The sequence below is a fragment of the Priestia sp. P1_B12_1 genome (assembly GCF_056406695.1).
In genome coordinates this window covers 768,988-793,672 of sequence record NZ_JBFTZR010000001.1, presented here as the reverse complement: position 1 = coordinate 793,672, position 24,685 = coordinate 768,988, and the positions used below count along the sequence as shown (strand labels likewise).

32 protein-coding genes are annotated in these 24,685 nt (G+C 37.7%); 27 read left to right on the top strand and 5 right to left on the bottom strand.

The annotated features are described in order from the left end of the window. Nucleotides 1-8: 8 nt before the first annotated feature. The 9 genes from mltG to AC1D0Y_RS04150 all read left to right on the top strand — a co-directional run bounded on the left by mltG (nucleotide 9) and on the right by AC1D0Y_RS04150 (nucleotide 8,865). Complete coding sequence (gene mltG / locus AC1D0Y_RS04190) at nucleotides 9-1,112, top strand: endolytic transglycosylase MltG (RefSeq protein ID WP_028410595.1); 1,104 nt, start codon at nucleotides 9-11, stop codon at nucleotides 1,110-1,112. A gap of 181 nt (nucleotides 1,113-1,293) precedes the next feature. Beyond that, a complete protein-coding gene (locus AC1D0Y_RS04185; protein ID WP_477707353.1) occupies nucleotides 1,294-1,950 on the top strand; it encodes an O-methyltransferase in 657 nt (218 codons plus the stop codon). Then, nucleotides 1,947-2,876: a peptidase U32 family protein gene (locus AC1D0Y_RS04180; RefSeq protein WP_028410597.1), complete on the top strand. Its 930-nt coding sequence runs from the start codon at nucleotides 1,947-1,949 to the stop codon at nucleotides 2,874-2,876. Before AC1D0Y_RS04185 ends, AC1D0Y_RS04180 begins: the two co-directional genes overlap by 4 nt. 39 nt (nucleotides 2,877-2,915) lie before the next feature. Then, complete coding sequence (locus AC1D0Y_RS04175) at nucleotides 2,916-4,178, top strand: peptidase U32 family protein (protein WP_013059281.1); 1,263 nt, start codon at nucleotides 2,916-2,918, stop codon at nucleotides 4,176-4,178. 7 nt (nucleotides 4,179-4,185) lie between these two features. Beyond that, nucleotides 4,186-4,821 (top strand): uridine kinase, encoded by a 636-nt coding sequence (gene udk, locus AC1D0Y_RS04170; RefSeq protein WP_013059280.1) that lies wholly within the window; start codon nucleotides 4,186-4,188, stop codon nucleotides 4,819-4,821. A 218-nt stretch (nucleotides 4,822-5,039) separates the two neighbouring features. Further along, complete coding sequence (gene greA, locus AC1D0Y_RS04165; protein WP_013059279.1) at nucleotides 5,040-5,516, top strand: transcription elongation factor GreA; 477 nt, start codon at nucleotides 5,040-5,042, stop codon at nucleotides 5,514-5,516. Between the two features lie 119 nt (nucleotides 5,517-5,635). Continuing rightward, nucleotides 5,636-6,193, top strand: coding sequence for an isochorismatase family protein (locus AC1D0Y_RS04160; protein ID WP_028410598.1), 558 nt, complete (start codon nucleotides 5,636-5,638; stop codon nucleotides 6,191-6,193). Between the two features lie 122 nt (nucleotides 6,194-6,315). Then, on the top strand, nucleotides 6,316-8,082 hold the full coding sequence (locus AC1D0Y_RS04155; protein WP_264388250.1) for a peptidoglycan D,D-transpeptidase FtsI family protein: 1,767 nt from the start codon (nucleotides 6,316-6,318) through the stop codon (nucleotides 8,080-8,082). A 117-nt stretch (nucleotides 8,083-8,199) separates the two neighbouring features. Further along, nucleotides 8,200-8,865, top strand: coding sequence for a YrrS family protein (locus tag AC1D0Y_RS04150; protein WP_028410600.1), 666 nt, complete (start codon nucleotides 8,200-8,202; stop codon nucleotides 8,863-8,865). Nucleotides 8,866-8,877: 12 nt separating this feature from the next. Here AC1D0Y_RS04150 and AC1D0Y_RS04145 read toward each other — a convergent pair whose 3' ends face one another. Then, entirely contained in the window at nucleotides 8,878-9,093 is a 216-nt protein-coding gene (locus AC1D0Y_RS04145; protein ID WP_014458162.1) for a YrzA family protein, read from the bottom strand. A 138-nt stretch (nucleotides 9,094-9,231) separates the two neighbouring features. Between AC1D0Y_RS04145 and AC1D0Y_RS04140 the strand changes: the two genes are divergently transcribed. From AC1D0Y_RS04140 to AC1D0Y_RS04115, 6 genes are all read left to right on the top strand, one after another. Next, nucleotides 9,232-9,873 carry a class I SAM-dependent methyltransferase gene (locus tag AC1D0Y_RS04140; protein ID WP_013059274.1) on the top strand — a complete coding sequence of 214 codons (642 nt, stop codon included), beginning with the start codon at nucleotides 9,232-9,234 and terminating at the stop codon, nucleotides 9,871-9,873. 17 nt (nucleotides 9,874-9,890) lie between these two features. Continuing rightward, entirely contained in the window at nucleotides 9,891-10,586 is a 696-nt protein-coding gene (gene mtnN, locus AC1D0Y_RS04135; protein ID WP_477707352.1) for a 5'-methylthioadenosine/S-adenosylhomocysteine nucleosidase, read from the top strand. A 141-nt stretch (nucleotides 10,587-10,727) separates the two neighbouring features. After that, nucleotides 10,728-11,651: a PLP-dependent cysteine synthase family protein gene (locus tag AC1D0Y_RS04130; protein WP_028410603.1), complete on the top strand. Its 924-nt coding sequence runs from the start codon at nucleotides 10,728-10,730 to the stop codon at nucleotides 11,649-11,651. Between the two features lies 1 nt (nucleotide 11,652). Beyond that, the gene (locus tag AC1D0Y_RS04125; protein ID WP_028410604.1) at nucleotides 11,653-12,786 is read left to right on the top strand and encodes a bifunctional cystathionine gamma-lyase/homocysteine desulfhydrase; all 1,134 of its coding nucleotides are present in this window, start codon (nucleotides 11,653-11,655) and stop codon (nucleotides 12,784-12,786) included. 81 nt (nucleotides 12,787-12,867) lie between these two features. After that, nucleotides 12,868-13,098, top strand: a complete 231-nt coding sequence (locus tag AC1D0Y_RS04120) for a YrhC family protein (RefSeq protein ID WP_013059270.1) — start codon at nucleotides 12,868-12,870, stop codon at nucleotides 13,096-13,098. A gap of 390 nt (nucleotides 13,099-13,488) precedes the next feature. After that, on the top strand, nucleotides 13,489-13,629 hold the full coding sequence (locus tag AC1D0Y_RS04115; RefSeq protein WP_014458165.1) for a YrzI family small protein: 141 nt from the start codon (nucleotides 13,489-13,491) through the stop codon (nucleotides 13,627-13,629). A 169-nt stretch (nucleotides 13,630-13,798) separates the two neighbouring features. Here the strand turns inward: AC1D0Y_RS04115 and sigK are convergent, their stop codons facing one another. Continuing rightward, a complete protein-coding gene (gene sigK / locus AC1D0Y_RS04110) occupies nucleotides 13,799-14,527 on the bottom strand; it encodes an RNA polymerase sporulation sigma factor SigK (protein ID WP_028410605.1) in 729 nt (242 codons plus the stop codon). A 216-nt stretch (nucleotides 14,528-14,743) separates the two neighbouring features. On the opposite strand from sigK, the gene AC1D0Y_RS04105 reads away from it, so the two are divergent. Next, nucleotides 14,744-14,893 (top strand): hypothetical protein, encoded by a 150-nt coding sequence (locus AC1D0Y_RS04105; protein ID WP_013085077.1) that lies wholly within the window; start codon nucleotides 14,744-14,746, stop codon nucleotides 14,891-14,893. Nucleotides 14,894-15,067: 174 nt separating this feature from the next. Here AC1D0Y_RS04105 and pssA read toward each other — a convergent pair whose 3' ends face one another. Beyond that, nucleotides 15,068-15,607, bottom strand: coding sequence for a CDP-diacylglycerol--serine O-phosphatidyltransferase (gene pssA / locus AC1D0Y_RS04100; protein ID WP_013059266.1), 540 nt, complete (start codon nucleotides 15,605-15,607; stop codon nucleotides 15,068-15,070). Between the two features lie 114 nt (nucleotides 15,608-15,721). Between pssA and AC1D0Y_RS04095 the strand changes: the two genes are divergently transcribed. Next, on the top strand, nucleotides 15,722-16,504 hold the full coding sequence (locus AC1D0Y_RS04095; RefSeq protein ID WP_028410606.1) for a phosphatidylserine decarboxylase: 783 nt from the start codon (nucleotides 15,722-15,724) through the stop codon (nucleotides 16,502-16,504). Between the two features lie 73 nt (nucleotides 16,505-16,577). Here AC1D0Y_RS04095 and AC1D0Y_RS04090 read toward each other — a convergent pair whose 3' ends face one another. Continuing rightward, on the bottom strand, nucleotides 16,578-16,718 hold the full coding sequence (locus AC1D0Y_RS04090; RefSeq protein WP_028410607.1) for a sporulation histidine kinase inhibitor Sda: 141 nt from the start codon (nucleotides 16,716-16,718) through the stop codon (nucleotides 16,578-16,580). Nucleotides 16,719-17,267: 549 nt separating this feature from the next. On the opposite strand from AC1D0Y_RS04090, the gene AC1D0Y_RS04085 reads away from it, so the two are divergent. Genes AC1D0Y_RS04085 through AC1D0Y_RS04050 form a run of 8 tightly spaced genes read left to right on the top strand, consistent with a single transcriptional unit; the run spans nucleotide 17,268 to nucleotide 22,360 of the window. Beyond that, a complete protein-coding gene (locus tag AC1D0Y_RS04085) occupies nucleotides 17,268-17,780 on the top strand; it encodes a YqeG family HAD IIIA-type phosphatase (protein ID WP_013059263.1) in 513 nt (170 codons plus the stop codon). Between the two features lie 3 nt (nucleotides 17,781-17,783). Beyond that, nucleotides 17,784-18,890 carry a ribosome biogenesis GTPase YqeH gene (gene yqeH / locus AC1D0Y_RS04080; RefSeq protein ID WP_060746214.1) on the top strand — a complete coding sequence of 369 codons (1,107 nt, stop codon included), beginning with the start codon at nucleotides 17,784-17,786 and terminating at the stop codon, nucleotides 18,888-18,890. 19 nt (nucleotides 18,891-18,909) lie between these two features. Next, nucleotides 18,910-19,749, top strand: coding sequence for a shikimate dehydrogenase (gene aroE, locus AC1D0Y_RS04075; protein WP_477707351.1), 840 nt, complete (start codon nucleotides 18,910-18,912; stop codon nucleotides 19,747-19,749). An 18-nt stretch (nucleotides 19,750-19,767) separates the two neighbouring features. Continuing rightward, entirely contained in the window at nucleotides 19,768-20,067 is a 300-nt protein-coding gene (gene yhbY / locus AC1D0Y_RS04070) for a ribosome assembly RNA-binding protein YhbY (protein ID WP_013059260.1), read from the top strand. Between the two features lie 60 nt (nucleotides 20,068-20,127). Continuing rightward, on the top strand, nucleotides 20,128-20,700 hold the full coding sequence (locus AC1D0Y_RS04065; protein ID WP_028410609.1) for a nicotinate-nucleotide adenylyltransferase: 573 nt from the start codon (nucleotides 20,128-20,130) through the stop codon (nucleotides 20,698-20,700). Further along, a complete protein-coding gene (yqeK, locus tag AC1D0Y_RS04060) occupies nucleotides 20,687-21,259 on the top strand; it encodes a bis(5'-nucleosyl)-tetraphosphatase (symmetrical) YqeK (protein WP_028410610.1) in 573 nt (190 codons plus the stop codon). Before AC1D0Y_RS04065 ends, yqeK begins: the two co-directional genes overlap by 14 nt. Further along, nucleotides 21,252-21,605 (top strand): ribosome silencing factor, encoded by a 354-nt coding sequence (gene rsfS / locus AC1D0Y_RS04055; protein ID WP_013085071.1) that lies wholly within the window; start codon nucleotides 21,252-21,254, stop codon nucleotides 21,603-21,605. The genes yqeK and rsfS overlap by 8 nt, the downstream gene beginning before the upstream one ends. Continuing rightward, on the top strand, nucleotides 21,602-22,360 hold the full coding sequence (locus AC1D0Y_RS04050; protein ID WP_028410611.1) for a class I SAM-dependent DNA methyltransferase: 759 nt from the start codon (nucleotides 21,602-21,604) through the stop codon (nucleotides 22,358-22,360). The genes rsfS and AC1D0Y_RS04050 overlap by 4 nt, the downstream gene beginning before the upstream one ends. A gap of 40 nt (nucleotides 22,361-22,400) precedes the next feature. Here the strand turns inward: AC1D0Y_RS04050 and comER are convergent, their stop codons facing one another. After that, a complete protein-coding gene (gene comER, locus AC1D0Y_RS04045; RefSeq protein WP_025750559.1) occupies nucleotides 22,401-23,231 on the bottom strand; it encodes a late competence protein ComER in 831 nt (276 codons plus the stop codon). 96 nt (nucleotides 23,232-23,327) lie between these two features. On the opposite strand from comER, the gene AC1D0Y_RS04040 reads away from it, so the two are divergent. After that, the gene (locus AC1D0Y_RS04040) at nucleotides 23,328-23,960 is read left to right on the top strand and encodes a helix-hairpin-helix domain-containing protein (protein ID WP_477707350.1); all 633 of its coding nucleotides are present in this window, start codon (nucleotides 23,328-23,330) and stop codon (nucleotides 23,958-23,960) included. 96 nt (nucleotides 23,961-24,056) lie between these two features. After that, the gene (locus AC1D0Y_RS04035; RefSeq protein WP_014458174.1) at nucleotides 24,057-24,623 is read left to right on the top strand and encodes a ComE operon protein 2; all 567 of its coding nucleotides are present in this window, start codon (nucleotides 24,057-24,059) and stop codon (nucleotides 24,621-24,623) included. Nucleotides 24,624-24,685 lie beyond the last annotated feature (62 nt).

Genomic DNA, 24,685 nt, shown 5'->3' with positions numbered 1-24,685 from the left:
GAAGCTGCTTGTCGCAACAAACATTTTTACCACCTAATCGTTCAAGAAAAAAACGAGTTATTTTTATTACAATTATCGTACTTCTTTTACTAGTTGGCGGTGCATTTTTCTATGCTCAATCCCGCTTAACGCCCGTGGATCGAAACAGCAATAAAAAAGTAAATGTGACCATTCCACAAGGTTCTTCCGTCCAATCGATTGGTACGGTATTGAAAAAAGAAGATTTAATTAAAAGCAAAAGTGCATTTCGCTATTACGTAAAATTAACCCATGTGTCTGGATTTCAAGCTGGAACGTATTTATTTTCTCCTTCCATGAGTTTAGGAGAAATGGTTGAAAAAATGGAAAAAGGCCAGGTTTCAAAACAACCTGATATTCGTGTCACCATTCCAGAAGGACGCCAGCTTGTGGAAATTGCTGATATCATTGCTAAAAATACAAAGTTTACAAAAGACGAAGTCATGAAAAAGCTAGACGATAAGGCATTCGTCAATAAAATGAAAGAAAAATATCCAGATTTAGTAACGGATGAAGTGATGCAAAAAGATATTAAACATCCGCTAGAAGGTTATTTATATCCCGTTACGTATGATTTTTATGATAAAAATGTGTCGTTAGATGAAATATTGGATAAAATGGTAGGGAAAACAAATAATGTATTAGGTCAGTACAGTGGGCAAATGGAGAAGAAAAAATTCAGTGCACATAAATTGTTAACAATGTCTTCTCTGATTGAAGAGGAAGCAACTGCAAAAGTCGACCGAGAAAAAATTGCCAGCGTCTTTTATAATCGCCTTGAAAAAAATATGCCTCTTCAAACGGATCCAACCGTCTTATATGCCTTAGGAGAGCATAAAGACCGCGTGTTCTATAAGCATTTAGAAGTGGACTCTCCTTACAATACGTATAAAGTAAAAGGGTTGCCTCCAGGACCAATTGCCAGCTCTGGTTTGATGTCAATCAAAGCTGCGTTACATCCAGCCAATACAGATTATTTATACTTCTTGGCCACACCTGAAGGAAAAGTTATTTTCACCAAAACCTTAGAAGAACATAACAAAGAAAAAGCCAAGCATATTACAGGTAAAGAAAAGCAAAATACCGAAAAATAAGTGGGAATTTAAAATTGGGGAATCGCGATACTTCGCATTCCCCATCTTTTATGTTAAAATATATCGGGTTTACGTAAAAACGAAAAAAACTTATAATAGACTAGTTGTCTTACTATTTTGCAGTAATAAAACGTTATGAAAACATAATGTAAAATGTACTTCTGAGAACGGAGGAAGTGTTTTGCTTTTACAAAACGTAGAGCAGTATGTGGAAAAGCTTATTCCTAAGCGCCAGGAGCTTATTGAAGAAATGGAAGCTTATGCAAAAGAACATCACGTTCCAATTATGGAATTGATTGGTGTTGAAACGCTATTGCAAATTCTTCGTCTTCATCAGCCAAAACATATATTAGAAATTGGAACAGCGATTGCATATTCGTCTATTCGAATGACCCATGCGCTTCCAGAGGCACGAGTGGTTACGGTAGAACGAAATGAAGAGCGTTACCAAAAAGCGCAAGAATTTATTGAACGGGCGGGAAAACAAGATAAAATTGTGTCGTTGTTTGGAGATGCACTAGAGCTTAGAGATGAGATTGAACGTCATGGTCCTTATGATGCAGTGTTTATTGATGCAGCTAAAGGTCAGTATCAGCGTTTTTTTGAACAGTATGAGCCGATGCTATCTTCTAAAGGAATGATTATTTCGGATAACGTACTATTTAAAGGTCACGTAGCGACCGATTTGGCCGAAGTAGAAACACGTCGACGCCGCAGCTTAATTAAAAAAATTCAGGCATACAATACGTGGCTGATGAATCATCCCGATTATTATACAACTATTCTCCCTATTGGAGACGGAATCGCGATTAGTATTAAAAGAGGTGACCAAGAATGAAAAAACCAGAACTATTAGTGACACCAACTGCAGTTTCAGAAATCGAATCATTACTACAAGCTGGAGCAACAGCTATTATGGTTGGTGAACAGCGCTACGGTTTGCGTTTAGCAGGTGAATTCAAACGTGAAGATATCGTAGAAGCTGTAAATATTTCTCATCAGCATAATGCAAAAGTCTACGTAGCGATGAACGGATTATTTCACAATGATAAAATCGCCGAACTAAATGAATATATTTTATTCTTAAAAGAAGCAAGCGTGGATGCGATTGTTTTTGGAGATCCTGCTGTATTGATGGCAGTGCGTGAAACAGCTCCAGAAATGAAGATGCACTGGAGTACTGAGACAACGGGAACAAACTGGTATTCATGTAACTACTGGGGGCGTAAAGGAGCTAAGCGTGCAGTTCTTGCTCGTGAGCTAAGCATGGATAGCATCATTGATATCAAAGAAAAAGCCGAGGTAGAAATTGAAGTTCAGGTGCATGGCATGACGTGTATGTTCCAATCAAAACGTTCACTTCTTGGCAACTACTTTGAGTATCAAGGAAAAGTCATGGAAATTGAAAATCGTAAAGTAGAAAAAGATATGTTTTTACTTGATAATGAGCGAAACAATAAGTATCCAATTTTCGAAGATGAAAATGGAACGCACATTATGAGTCCAAATGATATGTGCATTATCGATGAGCTTTCCGAGATGATTGACGCTGAAGTAGATGTATTCAAAATTGACGGCGTGTTAAAGTCACCGCAATATATTTTAGAAGTAACAAAAAAATATCGTCAAGCGATTGATTTATGTGTAGATGACCGTGAAGAATACGAAAATGTTAAAGACGATTTGTTAGAAGAAATTGAAAGCTTGCAGCCAATTAACCGCCCGTTAGACACAGGGTTTTTCTTTAAAGAAACGGTATATTAAAAAGCTTGCAAAGAAAGATAAACAAAGGAGGTACAAACGATGGCTGTTCAAATCGATACTGTAGTAGAAGGTAAACGAGTTATTACTAAGAAGCCTGAGTTGTTAGCTCCAGCCGGTAACCTTGAAAAATTAAAAGTTGCCGTACACTATGGAGCAGATGCTGTGTTTATCGGAGGAAAAGAGTTTGGCCTTCGTTCAAATGCAGATAACTTTACATTTGAAGAAATGGCAGAAGGTGTTCAGTTTGCAAACAAATACGGCGCACGTATTTATGTTACAACAAACATTTTTGCTCATAATGAAAATATGGACGGACTTGAAGATTATTTAATGGGATTAGAGCGCGCTGGTGTTTCTGGAATCATCGTAGCTGATCCGTTAATTATCGAAACCTGTCGACGCGTTGCACCTAAGCTTGAAGTACATTTAAGTACGCAGCAATCACTTTCAAACTGGAAAGCCGTTCAGTTCTGGAAAGAAGAAGGATTAGAACGTGTTGTACTTGCTCGTGAAACGGGTGCTGAAGAAATGCGCGAAATGAAAGAAAAAGTGGATATTGAAATTGAAGCTTTTATTCACGGAGCGATGTGTATTGCTTATTCAGGCCGCTGTGTGCTAAGTAATCATATGACAGCGCGAGATTCAAATCGCGGAGGCTGCTGTCAATCATGCCGTTGGGACTATGATTTATTTAAAGTAGAAGACGGTAAAACGGAAACGGCTTTATTTGATGAGCAAGACGATCCGTTTGCAATGAGTCCAAAAGACTTAAATTTAATTCAATCTATCCCTCAAATGATTGAGCTGGGTATTGATAGCTTAAAAATTGAAGGACGTATGAAGTCGATTCACTATATCGCAACAGTGGTGAGCGTATATCGCAAGGTGATTGACGCATACTGTGCAGATCCTGAGAATTTTGTGATTCAAAAAGAATGGCTTGATGAGCTAGACAAATGTGCAAACCGCGATACGGCTCCTGCCTTTTTTGAAGGAGTTCCTGGAGTGGATGAGCAAATGTTTGGCGTACACGGCAAGAAAACAAAATTTGATTTTGCTGGTTTAGTATTGAACTATGATGAAGAAACAAGCATCGTGACATTGCAACAGCGTAACTATTTTAAACCTGGAGAAGAAGTGGAATTTTTCGGTCCGGAAATTAAAAACTTTACGCAAAAAATAGATAAAATTTGGGACGAAGATGGCAATGAACTAGATGCTGCGCGTCATCCGCTGCAAATTGTGAAATTTAAAGTGGACCAACCTCTATTTTCATATAACATGATGCGAAAGGGGATTTAAATATAAAATGGGGAAAAAGCCCGTTGTAATCGGTATCGCTGGTGGATCCGGTTCTGGTAAAACAACTGTAACCAAAGCTATTTATGAATATTTTAAAGGGCATTCTATTATGCTTCTTGAGCAAGACTATTATTATAAAGATCAAAGCGATGTACCGTTTGAACAGCGTTTGCAAACAAACTACGATCATCCTTTAGCATTTGATAATGATTTGCTGATTGAACACTTGCAAAACTTATTAAATTATGAGAGCATTGACAAACCGGTATATGATTATGCAATTCATACGCGTTCTGAGAAGGTAATTAGAGAAGAACCAAAAGATGTTATTATCTTAGAAGGTATTCTTGTACTAGAAGATCAGCGCTTGCGTAATTTAATGGATATCAAGCTATACGTAGATACAGATGCGGATCTTCGTATCATTCGTCGTATGCTTCGTGATATTAAAGAACGAGAGCGTACGCTTGAGTCAGTTGTTGATCAATACGTATCTGTCGTTCGCCCGATGCATAATCAGTTTGTTGAACCAACAAAACGCTATGCAGATATTATCATTCCTGAAGGCGGTCAAAACCACGTAGCGATTGACTTGATGGTCACTAAAATTCAAACAATTCTTGAACAAAATGCCATTTTATAATAACATAGCATAGATGCAGGAATTTTTTTGAAGACAATGCAGACATATTCTGCTAACTAAACACAAACATTATAAAGAATAGAGAAACGAGCAGCTTCTGTTTTGAAGCTGTCATTTCTCTATTAACTGATTTTTCCACAGAGTGGAAAATTTTTTGTACATACAGAAATGGACTGTATACACTAGAGATTTTGAGTTCAAGAAGGAGTGAAGGGATTATGGCACAAGAAAAAGTATTTCCAATGACAGAAGAAGGAAAGCTAAAGCTAGAGCAAGAGCTAGAATATTTAAAAACAGTAAAACGTAAAGAAGTTGTAGAGCGTATCAAAATTGCCCGCAGTTTTGGAGATTTATCGGAGAACTCTGAGTACGATTCTGCAAAAGACGAGCAGGCTTTCGTAGAAGGCCGTATTACAACGCTTGAAAATATGATTCGCAATGCGAAAATTATTGAAGAAGATGTAGAAAATTCTTCTATTGTATCATTAGGTAAATCTGTAACATTTGTAGAGTTGCCAGATGGTGACGAAGAAACGTATACAATTGTAGGTAGTGCAGAAGCAGATCCGTTTGAAGGGAAAATTTCAAATGATTCGCCAATTGCTAAAAGTCTAATGGGCAAACAAATTGGAGATCAAGTAACTGTTCAAACTCCTGGTGGAGATATGTCAGTGAAAATTGTATCTGTTAAGTAAAACATCTGGTTGGAAGCGTTCTACTGAATGCTCGTAAGTAAAAAAGCTGACACGCGTCAGCTTTTTTTATATGATTTTAAAAAACGGAGAGAATAGAAAAGATATGTAAGAAAGGAAAGATGAAGATGAAAGATATCGATTTTACTAAAACAGCGCTTGTTTTAATTGATTTACAAAAAGGGATTGTTCCAATTGGAGGAGACGAAATTGTGGAGAAATCTGTTCAGCTTGTGAATCGTTTCCGCGAACAAAATGGATTTATTAGTTTTGTACGAGTAGATTTTCAAGATGGAAAAGATGCGTTGACGCCAGAAACGGATCAAAAGCCATCTGCTCCTCAAGAAAGACCTGCAGACTGGGCGGAATTCGATCCAAGACTTAATGTTCAAGAGAATGATTACATTGTGACAAAACGTCAGTGGGGAGCCTTTTTTGGGACAGATTTAGACCTTCAGCTTCGCCGAAGAGGAATTGATACAATTGTCCTTTGCGGAATTGCAACAAATATTGGTGTAGAAAGCACAGCTCGTGAAGCATTTCAGTATGGGTATAACCAAATTTTTATCACGGATGCCATGGCGACATTTACAAAAGAAGAGCATGAAGCAACTCTTTCTTACATCTTTCCGAAAATAGGAAAGCTAAGAACAACTCAACAATTTTTAACAGAAAATTAATAATAAAAACTTGCTGAATCAGCAAGTTTTTTTGTGAAATGAAAAAAAGAATGAATATTTCTTAAGATAATGGTTTTAAAAGTAATGGCAACGTCGACACTTGTAAAGAGTGAGGTGTAGTCATGAAAATAATTCACAAGCGAATTTATATTACTCTTATTTTTATTTTATTATTAATTAGTGGACTGGGAGCACGGCTTGTTCAACTTCAGCTTGTCAGCACAGAATCTTTTACTGACAAAAAGATTAACTTAATTGAAGGAAGCGTAAAACAGCGTACGCAGGAAATGGTGGTAGATGACGGGCGAGGGAAATTTGAAGATAAAAATGGACAGTCTTTAACATCTATCACGCACAATCGCTTAGTCTTGTTTCCATTTTTAGAAAAAATGAAGTGGCCTGTTCAGCAAGTAAGTGAAATCGTGGGAATGCAACCAAAGGAACTAACGAATAGACTAGCGAATGCTAAAACACCGGTTGTTATTACAAAAGAGTTATCCCATGCACAAGTCGAAAAAATAAATGCATTAAAGGTGCCTGGCGTATTTGGAATTCCTCTAAAAGATGAGCGTCCAGTTCCTCTTGCTGAACATTTAATCGGACTAGAGGCACAAAGCAAACAAATAATTGAAGAGAAGTATAGTGACAAATTGAAAAATGGAGCAATTAAATCAACTACGCCTGTAGGTATCTCAGGGATGCAGAGGGCTTTTGACGAGTTTTTGCTGCCTGAACAGGAGTCTAAGCTCCTTTATCATGTTGATCGCCTAGGTGGGCCTATGTTTGGCATCGATGTAAAGTACACGGGTACAGCTAACCCTTATTATCCAGTCAGTGTGCGTACGACGCTTGATTTGTCTGCTCAGGAGCTAGTGGAGAATACATTAAATCATTATAAGTTAAAAGACGGAGGAGCCGTCTTAATTGATATAAAAAGCAATAAAGTAATTGCGATGGCCAGCAGGCCTTCGATTAATAAGAAAGATCCATTTAAAAAGCAAAACGGTTCAGACAGCGTAGAAAATCGTTTGCTGACGCCACAAACTCCTGGATCTATATTTAAAACCGTAACAGCAGCTGCAGCGCTTGAACAAAATAAAATTCAGCCTTCTTTGACCTATAACTGCGATAAAAGTATTTATGGCAATAATGTAGAAGAAGATCATCAAAAAGGGCAGCTGACGTTTGAAGAAAGCTTCGCGCAAAGTTGTAATGCAACGTTTGCCCAGCTAGCAAAAGAAATGATAATATCTAATCCGAATATCCTTGAACAATATGCTGATAAGTTAGGACTTATTCAGCCTGTAGGATGGACGGGCGATGTGTTTCACTTTGAACATTTCAAGCAGTTTTTAGGAGAAAAATCGGGAAGAGTATGGACAAATGCAAGAGAAAAAAAAGTACCAAATGCTGTAGGGCAAACGGCAATTGGACAGCTTGATGTAAAAGTGACTCCGCTTGCAGTAGCAAATATGATGGCGTCAATTGCACGCGGAGGAGAAAAGAAACAGGTAAAAGCTGTAGATGCGCTAGAGTATAAAAACAATACGTCATTGTATACATTTAAAGAGCATGAGTTAAAAGGAGATACCATTAATAAAGCCACAGCTGCTTCTATGCAGCAGCTTTTAAAAGGTGTCGTACAGAGCGAAAAAGGAACAGGAAGAAGATTTCAAACGCTTCCTTATGAAGTGGCAGGAAAGTCAGGAACTGCTGAAATCAATGTGAAAGACGATATCGTCAATAAATGGTTTGCGGGTTACTTTCCTGCAGATAATCCAAAATATGCAATGGTAGTAGTGGATTTAAATACAAAAAGTGCGATATCTCCCACAAACAGCGTATTTTATGATATTGTTAAAGGGATGTATGACTTAAATACACGTTAAAATAAGAAGAATTTGTAAAAAATATTACAAATATACTTCAAATAAATTTTGATGCTTCATGTATAAGAAAACACATGTTAGAATAAAGCATTATAAAAGTTGGAGGAAATTGTAGCAATGAATAACAATCGTTCTTCAAGACACGAAAACAAAGAAAAAAAAGTAAACCGATTATATAATCTGTTAATTGCTGTCGTAGCAGTTTTAATTGTATTTGTCGGTGGTACGATGATTCTTGGAAACAAGGATAAATCGGATAACCAAGCGGAAACAACTCAAAACAATCCGCAAACAAATGACCAAAAAACGGACAAGACGGCTAAAAAAGACGATGATTCTTCGAAAGAGGATCAAGCGACAGATGATCAAGCAACGGACGATCAAAGTTCCGAAGATGACCAAAGCTCTGAAGATGATCAAGCAACAGATGAAGAATCAAACGACTCAGATTCCCAGGCTGAAGTAGAGAAAAATCCAGAGCCTGGCGTGGCAGAACGCAAGGTAGATCCTTCATGGGATTCAGTAGGTACATCACAAGATGCACCTGCAGCAACATATAAAAAAGGATCAACGGATTGGAACGAAATGCTAAAAGCTGTAGGCGAAGGGTCAGGCATTAGTCCAAGCAATATGACCGTATGGCGTTTAGGGAATAACGGTGGCGTAGGTAAAGCCGTAGCTACGGTTAGTCCTAAAGGCAACTCTTCAACAAAATACCGCGTTCAAATTGAATGGGTAGATGGAGAAGGCTGGAAGCCCGCGGTAGTGGATAAGCTTCAATAAAAAAGCAGCGCGCTAGCGCTGCTTTTTTATTTTGAAATGAACAACTGCAGAGTACAGTTTTTTACCTTGTTCATAGTCCACAGACATTTGATGAGATACGCTGTGCACCTCAAGTAATATCGCTTTATTTTGATCAATTTTTTCAGCAATTTGTTTTTCAAGCACTTTAACATCAGGCGCTTCAAAAAATTCTATTTTATCTTCAATCATTTCAAATTCAAAGTTCATCTTACGACCTCCTTACCTCATTACTATAGTATAGCAAATAGAAAGTTAAAAGCTTAAAATATTTGTAAATGAAGAACAAACGATAGCTAAAAACATACTATATCCATAAGAATTATTAGTTATGAGGAGGCGTTTTTTATGGGGCTAGAGTTTTTAGATATCTTTGAAAAGTGGGCGAATGAGTATGATGCATCGGTAAGCGGGAAAGATGAACAGTATAGAGAAGTGTTTCGCAATTATAATGAAATCTTAGAATATGTAGCAGACCGTTCAATAGGGCATGTGATAGAATTTGGAACAGGGACTGGAAATCTAACAAAAAAACTGTTAGAAAAAGAACTGACTGTAGTAGGAATTGAACCTTCAGTACCAATGAGACAATTGGCACACCAGAAATTAGGGGCAGATGTTTTAGTCACACCAGGAGACTTTTTACAATTTGATACATCATTGTTTCCAGCAGAGAGCTTAGTTAGTACGTATGCTTTTCATCATTTAACAGATAAAGAAAAAGAAGAAGCTGTGATAAACTATGGAAAGTTACTTCAAACCGGTGGTAAAATAGTGTTTGCTGATACAATGTTTGAAACAGCGGATTCATTTGCTGATACCATTGTTCAGGCAAAACAAAAAGGATATACGCAACTAGCAGAAGATCTAGAGAGGGAATACTATACAACGATTCCCGTCTTAAAGCAAATCTTTGAAAGCAATGGTTTTCACATAACCTTTACACAATTTAATCACTTTGTGTGGGTATTGGAGGCAACGAAACAATAGTAGAAAGAGGTTTTAAAATGAAAGTAGCAATCATTGGAGCAATGGAAGAAGAAGTGACGATTTTACGCGATAAAGTTGAGAATCGTCAAGAAACAGTAATCGCAGGATGTGAATACTCAACAGGAACAATCAGCGGTGTGGAGGTTGTATTATTAAAATCAGGTATTGGAAAAGTAAATGCTGCGTTATCTACAGCCATCTTACTAGAGAAGTTCAAACCTGATTACGTTATTAACACAGGATCAGCAGGCGGCTTCCATCCAGAGTTAAACGTAGGGGATGCGGTTATTTCAACAGAAGTTCGTCATCATGATGTAGATGTAACGGTATTCAACTATGAATACGGTCAAGTGCCAAACTTGCCTGCAGCTTTTAAAGCAGATGATAAACTAGTTCGTCTTGCTGAAGAAAGCGCTCTTGAAGTAACGGATATGAAAATTGTAAAAGGACTAATTGCTACAGGAGATTCGTTCATGAACGATCCTGTGCGCGTAGAGTTTGTTCGCTCTAAGTTTCCAGACCTGTATGCAGCTGAAATGGAAGCGGCGGCTGTCGCTCAAGTATGCTATCAATTTGGCGTACCGTTTGTTATTCTTCGTGCTCTTTCTGACATCGCCGGCAAAGAATCAAATGTTTCTTTTGAGCAATTTTTAGAAAAAGCGGCTGTTAACTCAACGAAATTAGTATTGAATTTTATTACAAAATTAAAATAAGCTGTTCGTAAAATATAGAGTTTGTTTTCGTCTACACTCTGCATCGTTTGTCATAACATGGGGTGTAGACTATATTTTTATTTAATTCCGACTTTATTTATAGGTTAAGTTATATTATTTGATAGCGAGGTGTTCAAGATTATGAAGGTAACCAAAAACGTTCATGAATTGATTGGAAACACACCTATGATTGAGATTACACAATTTGATTTACCCAGAGAAATCAGGATATTTGCTAAACTGGAATATGTTAATCCAGGAGGAAGTGTAAAAGATCGCTTAGGAAAAGAACTGCTGCAAGAAGCTCTTAGCTCTGGAAGACTGAAGCGAGGCGGAACGGTGGTTGAGCCTACTGCTGGGAATACGGGGATTGGGCTGGCTTTAGCTGCTCTTCAGCACGAAATAAACGTTATACTATGTGTTCCAGAAAAATTCAGTATTGAAAAACAGCAGCTTATGAAGGCTTTGGGGGCAACGGTGGTTCAAACGCCTACTGAAGCTGGTATGAAAGGTGCTATAAACAAGGCTCAAGAGCTGCTGCGTGAAATACCTGATTCTTATTGTCCTCAGCAATTTGCTAATCCGGCCAATCCTATGACTTATTACAAAACCTTAGGACCAGAAATATATGAACAGCTTGATGGAAAAATCGACGTGTTTGTAGCTGGAGCAGGTACGGGTGGAACATTTATGGGGACAGCAAAATTTTTGAAAGAAAAAAATCCTTTTCTAAAAACAGTCATTGTTGAGCCAGAAGGTTCGATTTTAAACGGAGGGAGATCCGGCCCTCACTTAACTGAAGGAATTGGAATGGAGTTCATCCCTGATTATATGGAGCGGTCTTATTTTAATGCTATTCATACTGTTGAAGATGTTTGTGCTTTTCAAAGAGTAAAAGAGCTGGCTTTAAAAGAAGGTTTACTAGTAGGAAGTTCTTCAGGAGCAGCCTTCGAAGCAGCCCTGCTCGAAGCAAAAAATGCAGAAAAAGGCGCTCATATTGTTACCATTTTTCCCGATAGCAGCGAACGGTACTTAAGTAAAAATATTTACGGTGGAGGAAGATAAGATGAAACGTAAAACACAGTTGATTCATGGCGGAATTGTTGGCGATGAACAGACGGGTGCTGTCTCTGTTCCTATTTATCAAGTGAGCACTTACAAACAAGAGGGAGCTGGAAAACATACGGGATACGAGTATTCGAGAACCGGTAACCCTACACGACACGCCTTAGAAGAACTTATTAAAGAAATTGAAGGAGGGTATGCTGGGTTTGCGTTTGGATCTGGTATGGCAGCTACTACTGCTGTATTCATGCTGTTTAACAGCGGAGATCATGTGTTAATTACAGATGACGTATACGGAGGAACGTACAGAGTGATTACAAAAGTACTGAGCCGTATTGGCATTGAAGCTAGTTTTATTGATACAAGCGACATCGAAAATATTAAGAAAGAAATTCGCCCCAACACAAAAGCTATTTATATCGAGACTCCCACAAATCCTCTCCTAAAAATAACTGACTTGCAGCAGGCTTCTTCAGTAGCTAAACAGCATCATTTACTTACCATCGTTGATAACACATTCAGTACCCCGTATTGGCAAAATCCTATCGAAAAAGGAGCGGATATTGTTCTGCACAGTGCAACTAAGTATCTAGGCGGCCACAGTGACGTTGTAGCAGGGCTAGCCGTTGTGAATTCGCCTAAATTGGCAGAAGACCTTCATTTTATTCAAAATGCGACTGGAGGCATTTTAGGACCCCAAGATTCTTGGCTTTTAATGAGAGGGGTTAAAACATTAGGAATACGAATGGAAGAACATGAATTCAACACTGGGAAAATAGTAGAATTTTTACTTGCTCATCCTGCTGTTACAAAAGTATATTATCCAGGATTAAAAACCCATCCAAACCACCTCATTGCTAAAAAGCAGGCAAGAGGTTTTGGGGGAATGGTTTCTTTTGATGTGGGAAGCGAAGAAAAAGCGGAACAAGTACTGAGCAAAGTGAAGTACTTTACATTAGCAGAAAGTTTAGGAGCCATTGAAAGCCTCATTTCCATTCCTGCCAAAATGACTCACGCTTCTATACCGAGCGACCGACGTAAAGAGCTAGGAATTACAGAGGGATTAATTCGTATTTCTGTAGGTCTTGAAGATGTAGAAGATTTAATTGAAGACTTAGAAGAGGCATTGAAATAAGGGTGGTAAAAATAGGATTTTCGTAGACCTATAGATCTATGATAAAGTAGAGTTATAACATTCTACTGAGAAGGTGATTGTATGAAAGCTCAACACATCAAAGCAAAAATTGAAGATTACAGCCGCTTTATTTACGTCCTTCTAGCCGTAAGTACATTCTTGTACATTGGTGTTATGATTGGCCAAGGTGAAAAAAGTGATATGCAGCTTGGAATAATGGAAGCGATCGTTATTCTTTTTGCCGCCCTTGCCTTTTATTTTAGTTATCAAACTAAAAAACTGAAAAAAGAACTAATGAAAGAAAAAGAATAATAGATATAAAAGGCGATTATACATCGTCTTTTTTTTTATGAGGGTTAAAGAAATAAAAAAATTCCCTATTTTTCAAAAAAACAGTTTACTTTTTGTGAGTCCGTGGATATAATTACCATTGTAAGGAAAATACTTTATTAAAAGGAGGTCGAGTCATATGTTAAGACGTTTATCAGTTATGGATCATCCAGCTTCAACTATGTCCAAAAATCGTCTATATACGTATACTATTCGGCCGTGTTCCTGTATCAAGTAACTTTCTTACCTTGATCATTAAAACACGTTAATTCACCACAGGTGCGAATAGTATCCCTGTGGTTTTTATTATTTTTCAGCCACAGGATGCTTATGCATTACTGTGGCTTTTTTGTGTATAAGGAGGTGATTGTAATGACACTGAACATTTTCTTTTTAACTATTACCATAAAGTCCCGTCAATACTCAGAGGAAGAAATTAAGCATGAACAGTATGTAAGACAATTAGAAGAAGAAATAAAAGACCGCAAGTATGAGTTTTATCGTCATTTCTAATTTGAACAGTGGAAAGGAGTGGATGAATGATGATTAATCAAAAAGGATATATCGTTGTATGGCTGCTTGTGGAGAAAGATTCCACCTAAATGATTAGTAGGGGGAGTAATGATGTGTTTGCTACGGATTATTATTTGGAAACTATTTTAAAAAAGAGCGGAAAGAAGGATTAATTATCCTTCTTTCCGCTCTTTTTTTTCTCTTTTTCGGCTCTGTAAAATTCGTGAAACATTTTCATCAGCGCTCGCTTTTCAATTCGCGAAACGTAACTTCTTGAAATATTTAATTCCTTTGCAATTTCTCGCTGGGTTTTTTCATCCTGCAGATCCAAACCGAAGCGGCCAACAATTACTTCCTTTTCTCGATCATCGAGGATATCGATGTATTCTTTTATTTTTTCTAATTCCATATTTAGTTGAATCATATCAATTACATCGTCTGATTCTGATTTTAATACATCAATCAAACTGATTTCATTTCCTTCTTTATCCTGGCCAATTGGATCATGCAGCGACACATCTTTTTTTGTTTTTTTGAGCGCTCGCAAGTGCATCAATATTTCATTTTCAATACAGCGTGCGGCGTAAGTAGCTAATTTTGTTCCTTTTCCTTGCGAATAACTTTCGATTGCTTTAATTAAACCGATTGTCCCAATTGAAATTAAATCCTCCGCATCCTCTCCCGTATTTTCAAACTTTTTAACAATATGCGCAACGAGTCGGAGATTGTGTTCAATAAGAAGGTTTCGCGCTTCTTGGTCTCCTTGTTCCATTAAAGATAAATATCTCTTTTCTTCAGCAGCAGACAAGGGTTGAGGAAACGCATTGTTTTTTACGTAGGAAACAAGGAAAACCAATTCTTTAAAGAAATAGCCTAGTGCGGTAAATAATGCAGACATCTCTTCACCTCCATAAGGGGATATCAACCTGTGAGAGACTAACATTACACTATATGTAAAAAGAAGGATGTCTTTGCCTGTACGTTTAAAATTCCCCCCGGGGACAAGAGAGTTTGAAAAAGTCCACAGATTTTTCTTTAGAGATAGTTAACAGCCTATACAGAGAAAAAGTATGTACATACGCTAGTAGTAGTTCATAGTGTAAGGAGGGAGAGTATGTACGGTTACGGAGGCTGCTGTTATCCTAATTATCCAGCATACCCATGTGGAGGAGGCTTCGGCTGGGGACTTGGATTGTTGATTGTTCTGTTTGTCCTGTTATTAATTTTCGGAAGCTTCTATTGGTTTTTTAGCTGCTGGTATTAAAAAAACTCATGCATGCGCATGAGTTTTTTTAGATGACATATCCTACCGAATAGAACCATTCATTTTTAAGAATTCTTAAGGAATTTTCGCTTTGTTTCTTAAAGAAGATGATTTATTCTATAATTAAGAAAAGAAGCAAGATGATAATATTCCTCTGTAAAAGTAAATGGAGCTCTATACTTTTTTTAGCTTGAAAGTACTAATCATCAAGCAAGCGAGTACGATAATTAAAAACATATAAAAGTGTGAAGGCAAATAAGGGACGCCCAAGTAGCTAAGAGTTAATAAACAACCTGCTGCGGTAATAGGGAGCCCTGTAAAATACCCAGTATTTTCTGTGATGTTAAAGCGGGCAAGACGAAGTGCTCCGCAAGCAATGTAACAGATGGTAACAATTGAACCTGCAGCACCAAAGTGAGACAAAATACTTTGATAAAGTAGTAGAGCTGGAGCGATGCCAAATGATATAATATCGCACATGGAGTCCAGTTGTTTTCCAAGTTCAGATTCAATTTGCAGCTTTCTGGCTACCATGCCGTCGAATCGGTCTGCTAACGCTGCTAAAAAAATTAGTAATAAACTTAAGTTCAATTCATTTTTCATGACAAATAAAATAGCAAAGCTTCCTAAACTTAAATTAACAATCGTTAAGGAGTTTGCCGCTTGGGATCTCAGCTTTTTAATTGTATGATCTAGATAGTCTAATAAAAACAATTTCCTCACTCCTTTAAAGGATGGAATGAACTAAAGGTAAAAATAATGGTAATTTCATTGTAGACGCAAACCTTATTCTAGTAAAGAACTATTCAGTATGTGGAGGTAAAATTATTGTTGCAGCACCTGTATCGAACGTTTATTGAGCTTACGAATCACCAAGGATCATCGAAGCTCATTCGAAAATTCACTTTCTCTAAATGGAGTCGGTTTGTTATACCCTCCTATACAAAAGTTTTTAAAGTAAATAAAGAAGAAATGGACAAGCCTCTGCATCACTATCAAAACTTACACGAGCTATTTATTCGCCGTTTGAATCCTTCTGCCCGTCCGGTCGATCAGCAGAAAGACAGCGTTGTCAGTCCTGTAGATGCAAAGATAGAAGCATATGGAGTCATTACGCCTCAAAAAGAAATGATTGTAAAAAACAAACCCTATTCTATACAGGAAATGGTTTCAAATGATCTCATTCTTGAAAAATATATAGAGGGACAGTTTATTATTCTCTATCTTAGTCCGAAAGACTATCATCGCATTCACAGTCCTCTTAAAGCCCAAGTGGGGAATACGTGGACCGTTGGACAAAAGTCTTATCCAGTAAATTCATTAGGAATCAAGTACGGGAAAGAACCGCTGGTGAAAAATTTCCGGAAGCTCACGGAGTTAACGTTTGAAAATGGTCACATGCTGATGGTAAAAGTAGGAGCCATGTTTATCAACAGCATTGAAGCGGTTTCTAAAAAAGAAGTAGTCGAAAAAGGGGAAGAAATGGCTTACTTCACGTTTGGTTCGACCGTCATTTTATTATTTGAGAAGAACTCAATCACTTTTGATTCTAACGTTCACTCAGGTTCTTATGTAAAGTATGGAGAACCAATTGCTCATTTGAAAAAATAGAGCCTATATAATAAAAGAGTAGATAAATAAATGAAGATGCAGCTTTCTTTTATTAAGAAGGCTCTTTTATTCGTTAAGAAGGAATTTGTATGTTAATCTTTAATGATCTTCTTTCAATTTCCTCTTCAATTAATTTTATAAAATCAGGGCTTAATTGCAGTTCGGTTGCTTTGCTGTATGATTCAATAAGCAGCTCATCTGATAATTTTCTCATAAGATTGCCGCCACCTCCTACTAAAATAAATATCCTAAAAAGTTATATTTAAATGCTAATAAATTCCTTATTTATAATCTAACATGAATCAAATAAAGGAACAATCGTTCTGTTATCCACAGCTTTCGGTGGATAAAATGTGGGTATGTTGTTTATAATTACCATTAATTGCTGAACTATAACAGAGGATAATGTGTATAAACTTATCCACATAATTAGGCTTATCATTTTTTGTCGAAAACTTTTAACAGAATTTGTTTACCACTTACCCTATTTGATAAGTAATAAACGTTTTCTGCACTATTTTTTATTTTAAGTTTGCAGAGAGTGAATATATCGTAAGCCCACGAACAAATAGAGGTTTGCTACCTTTTGTCAATAACTTTCTGTATAAAGTTAAAGCATTCACAAGGCATATCCTTTATACTAAGAAAAGACCTGTTTTTGAAGAGAATAAAATTTTAGGTTGGAAAATAACAAGAAGTCGTTATAATGATAGACGGCGTTAATTTTAGTATGTAACTATATATTCGAGGTGCATGATACGTGTTGAAACTTTTTTTACCAAATGAACATGTGAAAAACGTGTTTCAAATTAAGCCAGACGATTTGAAAGAGCGCGGAATAAAAGGAATTATTACCGACTTAGATAACACGTTGGTGGAATGGGATCGCCCTGATGCCACTCCGGAATTAATTGAGTGGTTTCAGTTAATGAAAGATAGTGGAATTAAAATTACGATTGTATCGAATAATGTGGAGAAACGAGTCAAGCTGTTTTCAGATCCAGTTGGACTTCCATTTGTATATAAAGCACGCAAACCGATGCGTAAAGCATTTAGGAGAGCTCTTCGTGATATGGAGCTGCAAAAAGATGAGGTTGTAGTTATTGGCGACCAGCTTTTAACGGATGTATTAGGAGGAAATCGTCTCGGCGTATATACAGTTTTGGTTGTACCAGTTGCGCAAACAGATGGATTTGTAACGAAATTTAACCGTAAAATGGAACGAAGAATTCTAGGTTGGATGAAACGAAAAGGTATGATTAACTGGGAGGATTAAAACGTGAGTGAAGAAAAATTACAGTGCGTAGGATGCGGAGTGGAGATTCAAACAGAACGACCGGATGAACTTGGCTATGCTCCAAAATCAGCACTAGAAAAAGAAGCTATTATTTGCCAGCGATGCTTTCGCTTGAAGCATTATAATGAAGTACAAGATGTTTCCTTAACAGACGATGATTTTTTAAAAATCTTAAATGGAATTGGTCAAACGGACGGTTTGGTTGTAAAAGTTGTAGATATCTTTGACTTTAACGGCAGCTGGTTACCTGGTTTGCATCGATTTGTTGGAAATAACAAGGTTCTTTTAGTGGGAAATAAAGCAGATTTACTGCCAAAGTCTATAAAGAAAAATAAACTCATTCATTGGATGAAGCGAGAAGCGAAAGAGCTTGGGCTAAAATCAGTGGATGTGTTCCTTATGAGCGCGCAAAAAGGACAAGGAATTCGCGAAATTGCTGAAGCCATTGAACATTACCGCGAAGGTAAAGATGTATATGTTGTGGGATGTACAAACGTTGGTAAATCAACATTTATTAATGCCATTATTAAAGAAGTAACGGGAGAAAAAGATATTATTACTACATCTCAATATCCGGGTACAACGCTGGATATGATTGATATCCCGCTTGATAACGGCGCGTCTTTATATGATACGCCTGGCATTATTAATCACCATCAAATGGCTCACTATGTAGATAAACGCGACTTAAAGTTAATTTCTCCTAAAAAAGAAATAAAGCCGAAGATTTATCAGCTAAATGAAGGGCAAACGTTATACTTTGGAGGACTGGCGCGCTTAGATTATGTACAGGGAGGCCGCAAGTCATTAACATGTTATGTATCGAACGATTTGCATATCCATCGTACGAAGCTTGAAAAAGCAGATGAGTTGTATGAAAAGCAAGCAGGTGAACTGCTTCAGCCGCCGCGCCCAGAGCAAATGGATGAGTTTCCTGAACTGGTTGCACATGAATTTACAATAAAAAATGAAAAAACGGATATTGTTTTTTCAGGGCTTGGCTGGGTGACGGTTAATGAGTCAGGTTCAAAAGTTGTGGCGCATGCACCAAAAGGAGTCGGCGTATTTGTGCGCGATTCTTTAATTTAAACAAAAAGGGGAAAAAATCTTGAGTACATTATATGGGCTAGTTGGTTATCCGCTTGGGCATTCACTATCGCCATTGATGCAAAATGATGCCTTTAAACGTCTGAATATGGATGCTCATTATGAAGCTTTTCCAATTGAACCTGTTCATTTTGAGTCAGCCATTGGAGAGCTAAAAGATAAAAACATTCAAGGATTTAATGTCACGATTCCTTATAAAGTTGATATTATGAAGCATTTGGATGAAGTCGATCCATTAGCAAAGGCAATTGGCGCTGTAAATACAGTTGTTAATCAAGATGGCCGTTATATTGGATACAATACCGACGGAGAGGGGTATGTGACGTCTTTACTCAAAGCAGTAGAAGGAAGCTTATCCCAAAAAAGAATTTTAATTATTGGAGCTGGAGGGGCTGCAAAAGCTATTTTTTATACAATTGCAGCTCAGCATGCTCCCGACGTAATTGCGATATGCAATCGTACCGTCGAAAAAGCAGCTGTATTAGCTAACGAGCTGCCTTTTTCGACGAAAACGGCGGCGATGTCTATTTCTGATGTAGAAAAACAATTAGATACATTTGATATTATTATTAATACCACTTCAGTGGGAATGTATCCTAATGTTGATGAGCTGCCTTTAGCACTTACTTTCTTGCAAAAAGAAGCCGTAGTCAGCGATATTATTTACAACCCTTTAAAAACAAAGCTTTTAAAAGAGGCTGAAGCAAAAGGGGCAGGCACTCATAACGGTGTCGGTATGTTTGTACTGCAAGGTGCACTTGCATTTGAAAAGTGGACGAACGTCCGTCCTGACGAAGAGGCAATGGAACACATTGTTCTTTCAACACTAACTAAGAGATAAGATACAACGGAGGTTTTTATGTTAACAGGTAAACAAAAACGTTTTTTACGTTCAAAAGCACATCATTTAAATCCAATTTTCCAAGTAGGAAAAGGTGGAGTCAACGAGAATATGATTGGTCAAATTGCTGATGCATTAGAAGCAAGAGAATTATTAAAAGTAAGCATTCTGCAAAACTGTGACGAAGATCGTGACACGGTTGCTGCTCGATTAACAAAAGGAACAAAAGCAGAGCTTGTACAAGTGATTGGAAATACAATTGTATTATATAAAGAATCACGCGAAAATAAGCAGTTAATGCTTCCAAAAGTGAAATGAAATAGAGCGGGGAAACCCGCTCTATTTAAAAATGAAGTAAATTAAAGGAGTCGGGGATTGTTGAAGAGTATTGGAATTTTAGGTGGAACATTCAATCCGCCTCATTTGGGGCATTTAATGATGGCAAATGAGGTTTTGCATGCCTTGAAATTAGATGAGATATGGTTCATGCCGTCGTATATTCCACCTCATAAAACAATCAAAGAGCCTATTGAGCCATATCATCGTTTACAAATGCTAAAGCTAGCTATTGAAGAACATGATCAATTTATCCTGCAGCCGATTGAATTTGAGCGCAAAGAGCCTTCATATACATATGATACGATGAGAATACTAACGGAGAAATATCCAACGTATCAGTTTCATTTCATCATTGGTGCTGATATGGTAGAATATTTGCCGAAGTGGTATGAAATTGATGAATTAGTCAATTTGGTTACATTTGTAGGTGTAAAACGCCCGGGGTATACCATTACGTCCCCTTACCCGATAAAAGAAGTAGAAGTTCCGCAGTTTGATGTCTCCTCTTCCTTTATTCGCGAACGAGTAGTAAAGAAAGAAACCATTCGTTATTTTATACCTGCTGGTGTTAAACAATATATCGAGGAGAATCAATTATATGAATCGAACTGAGGCATTAGCAATCGTAAAGAAACAGTTAACAGAACGTCGTTATATTCATACTGTCGGGGTAATGGAAACAGCAATTGAATTAGCTAAGCGTTTTGAAGCAGACGAAAAAAAAGCAGAACTGGCTGCTATTTTTCATGACTATGCCAAGTTTCGTCCAAAGGAAGAGATGAAGCAAATTATTATTGATCAAAACATGAACCCTTCTTTATTGGAATACAATACCGAATTATGGCATGCTCCAGTAGGCGCGTTTTTAGTGAGAAATGAAGTAGGGATTACGGATAAGGAAGTATTGGATGCAATTGCTTACCATACATCCGGAAGACCTGGCATGACGTTACTTGAAAAAATTGTGTACGTTGCTGATTACATTGAACCCGGAAGGAGATTTCCAGGTGTTGATGAAGTGCGGGAGTTAGCTAAAACGGACTTAAATGCAGCACTTATTCAATCACTGAAAAACACCATTTCTTTTTTAATGACTAAACATCAGGCCGTTTATCCCGATACGATGATGACATATAATGATTTAATCTTAGGAGGTCAAACACATGACTGAACGTGAATTGCTATCTCTTGTTGTAGAAGCAGCAGACGATAAAAAAGCAATCGATATCGTAGCGTTAAATATGGAAGGAATCTCACTTGTGGCAGATTATTTTGTTATTTGTCACGGTAACTCAGATAAACAAGTGCAGGCAATCGCTCGTGAAATTAAAGAAAAAGCACACGAACAAGGCATTTCTGTGAAGCGTTTAGAAGGATTTGAGCAGGCTAAGTGGGTTCTTGTTGATCTTGGAGATGTTGTGGTTCACATTTTCCATAAAGATGAGCGCGGATATTATAACTTAGAACGCTTATGGGGAGATGCACCATTTGTAAGTTCAGAAGAGCTACAGCTATGAGCAGGTACGGAGAATTTGCCTACGTATATGATCAGCTAATGGCAGACGTTCCGTATGACGATTGGGCTGAATTTTTTAATCAGCAGGTGGCAAAAGCGAAAACAAAGCCTGACAGTATATTAGACCTTGCCTGCGGCACGGGGGAACTCTCCGTTCGATTTGCACAAGAAGGTTTCTCCGTAGTAGGCGTTGATTTGTCTGATGATATGCTTATGGTAGCCCAGGAAAAGGCGGCAGAAGCAGGGGTAACGCTATCTCTTTTTCAGCAAAACATGGCGGAACTTGAGTTATTGAAAGAGTTCGACTGTGTAGTAATCTTTTGTGATTCTTTGAACTATTTGCAAAGTGATAAAGAAGTTCAAGAAACCATTCAACGTGTATATAAGCACTTAAAACCAGGTGGGCTCTTTGTATTTGATGTTCATTCAGTGCACAAGATGAAGGACGTATTTGGAAATCAATCTTTTTCTTACGTTGATGAAGACGTGTCATATATTTGGAACTGCACCTATGACGATACAGACATGCGCGTAGAGCATGATATTACGTTTTTTGCTTATGATGAAGAAATGGATGCATATCATCGCTTTGATGAGGTGCATGCTCAGCGCACTTGGTCGATTGACCATTATCAATCTTGGCTGGGCGAAGCTGGTTTTATAAATATAGAAGTAAGTGCAGATTTCAAAATGAGTGAGCCTACTTCAAACAGTGAGCGCATCTTTTTCTCTGCGCAAAAAAAAGAAGCCGAGTAGAGGCTTCTTTTTTTGTTTCAAAGCAGGATTTCTACAGAAATTATGGAATAAGACTATCAAACTGATTGTGAACAAGCTCAATGTCTTCGTCAAATTTTTCATGTGTTTTTTGAAATACGTGCACAAACATCTCTCCGAGTTCAGCTTCTAAAACTTTAATACCTTCTCCGGTTACACCGCCTTTTACGCATACTTTATCCTGCAAGGTAGGAAGCGTAAATATTTCTTTTTCCAACAGTTTTCCCATTCCAATAATCATATCACTGGCCATGACGGTAGCTTCTTCTTCAGAAATATTTGTTTCTTGAACTGCTGCATCAATAAAGCGTTGAAGCAAAAAGCTGAAGAATGCAGGACCGCAGCTTACGATATCGGATGATACGCGCGTAATCGTTTGATCAATAGCCACAGGCTTTGACATAGATGAAAATAATTCATGTAAATAATTTTGGTAAAAAGGCGTACATCTTTCTCCAAACGTGAAAAGAGAAACACCTGCTAATGCCCGATTCGTAATGCTAGGGATAATTCTAGCTGCTTGACTCGGAATGAGGCGTTCGATTTGTTCTACGCTAATTGGACTGGTAATGGATACAATGCAATGATCTTTCGTCAGCAGTGGTTCTAATTTTATTAAAAGGGGGTGAATATCCAATGGCTTAACACAAATAAAAATGACTTTGGATGCGTGAACAACTTCTTCAGCTGTATCAGCAACATGAATTTTTTTATGCTGCTGTTGAATCTCTTTGGCTCTTTTTTTTGTGCGATTCATAATAGTAATTTTAGAAGGACGTACGGCTTTTGATTCAATAAACGCATCAATTAATATTTTCCCCATGTTTCCTGTTCCGATAAACCCTATGTTCACTGATTCATTCCCTCCTTCAAAAGCCTTTTCTTCTAAACACTATGAAGACATAATGGAATTTATGACGTTACTTCAAAATTCAAAGGAGTGTACAATTTGACTTTTTCAAAAAAACACTGGCTAATCGGGTGTATTTGCTTAGCAGTTGGCTTGGCTTTTTATATCTATCGCACAGGTGGAGAGAAACCGGAAAGTTCTCTTCAAACCTCAGATATGATAAGGGCAGAATCTTCTGCTGCAAAAAAAGGAGAGTCGTCTGATCAAGTAATTTCGAGCCAAGATTCTCCGTTTGTTATGGTGGATATTAAAGGAGCTGTTCAGAAGCCTGGTGTATACCAGCTTCCCAAAGATGCAAGGGTAAAAGATGCTCTAGCACAAGCCGGAGGCGCTACGAAAGAAGCGGACTTAAGACAGCTCAATTTAGCTAGCAAGCTACAAGATGAAATGGCAGTTTACATTCCAACTGCTGGAGAAGAAATCCCGCCTTCATCTCCTGTTTCTTCAATCTCTTCCTCAGGAACTTCAAACGATCAGCCCCTTGTTAATATCAATACAGCGAACACTGATGAACTGCAAACGTTAAATGGCATTGGACCTTCAAAAGCGAGTGCCATCATTTCATATCGAGAGGAAAATGGCTTATTTCAAACAGTAGAGGATTTGGGGCAAGTATCAGGTATTGGCGAGAAGTCGCTAGAAAAAATCAAAGCTCAAATTACGGTACAGTAGAGACTTATTGACGAAAAAGGAAAAGAAACGCTACACTATGAAAGAGACAAGTATAATGATAATTATTCAGTTTTAAATAAAAAGGTAGGGAATGAGATGAACCGGATTTCATGGGATCAATATTTTATGGCACAAAGCCATTTGCTAGCTTTAAGAAGCACTTGTGAACGTCTGGCTGTTGGGGCTACAGTGGTGCGTGATAAACGTATTATAGCTGGAGGATACAACGGCTCGATCAGCGGAGGCGTGCATTGTGCTGACGAAGGTTGTTATGTGATTGATGGACACTGTGTAAGAACTGTCCATGCAGAAGTGAATGCACTCTTGCAGTGTGCTAAGTTTGGTGTGAAAACAGAAGATGCGGAAGTATACGTCACGCATTTTCCGTGTTTAAACTGCTGTAAAGCCCTTATTCAAGCGGGAATTAAAACAGTATATTACGCTAATGATTACAAAAATCACCCGTATGCTGTTGAGTTATTTCAACAGGCGGGAGTGAAAACAGCAAAAGTTGAACTTGATGAAGCAGTCATTGACTTAAAAAGTAAAGAGAAGCTTCAATTTGTGACGGATGTTCTCGCTCGTTTAGAAAAAAGCGGAGCGGACGAAGCAGAAGTGATGAATTTACAGCGTGAAGCTCTCGCTTTATTTACGGCAAATTAAAGGTGAAAGAGGTTTTTTACTATGTAACAGTAAGAAGCCTCTTTCTTTTAAGAAGAAAGGAG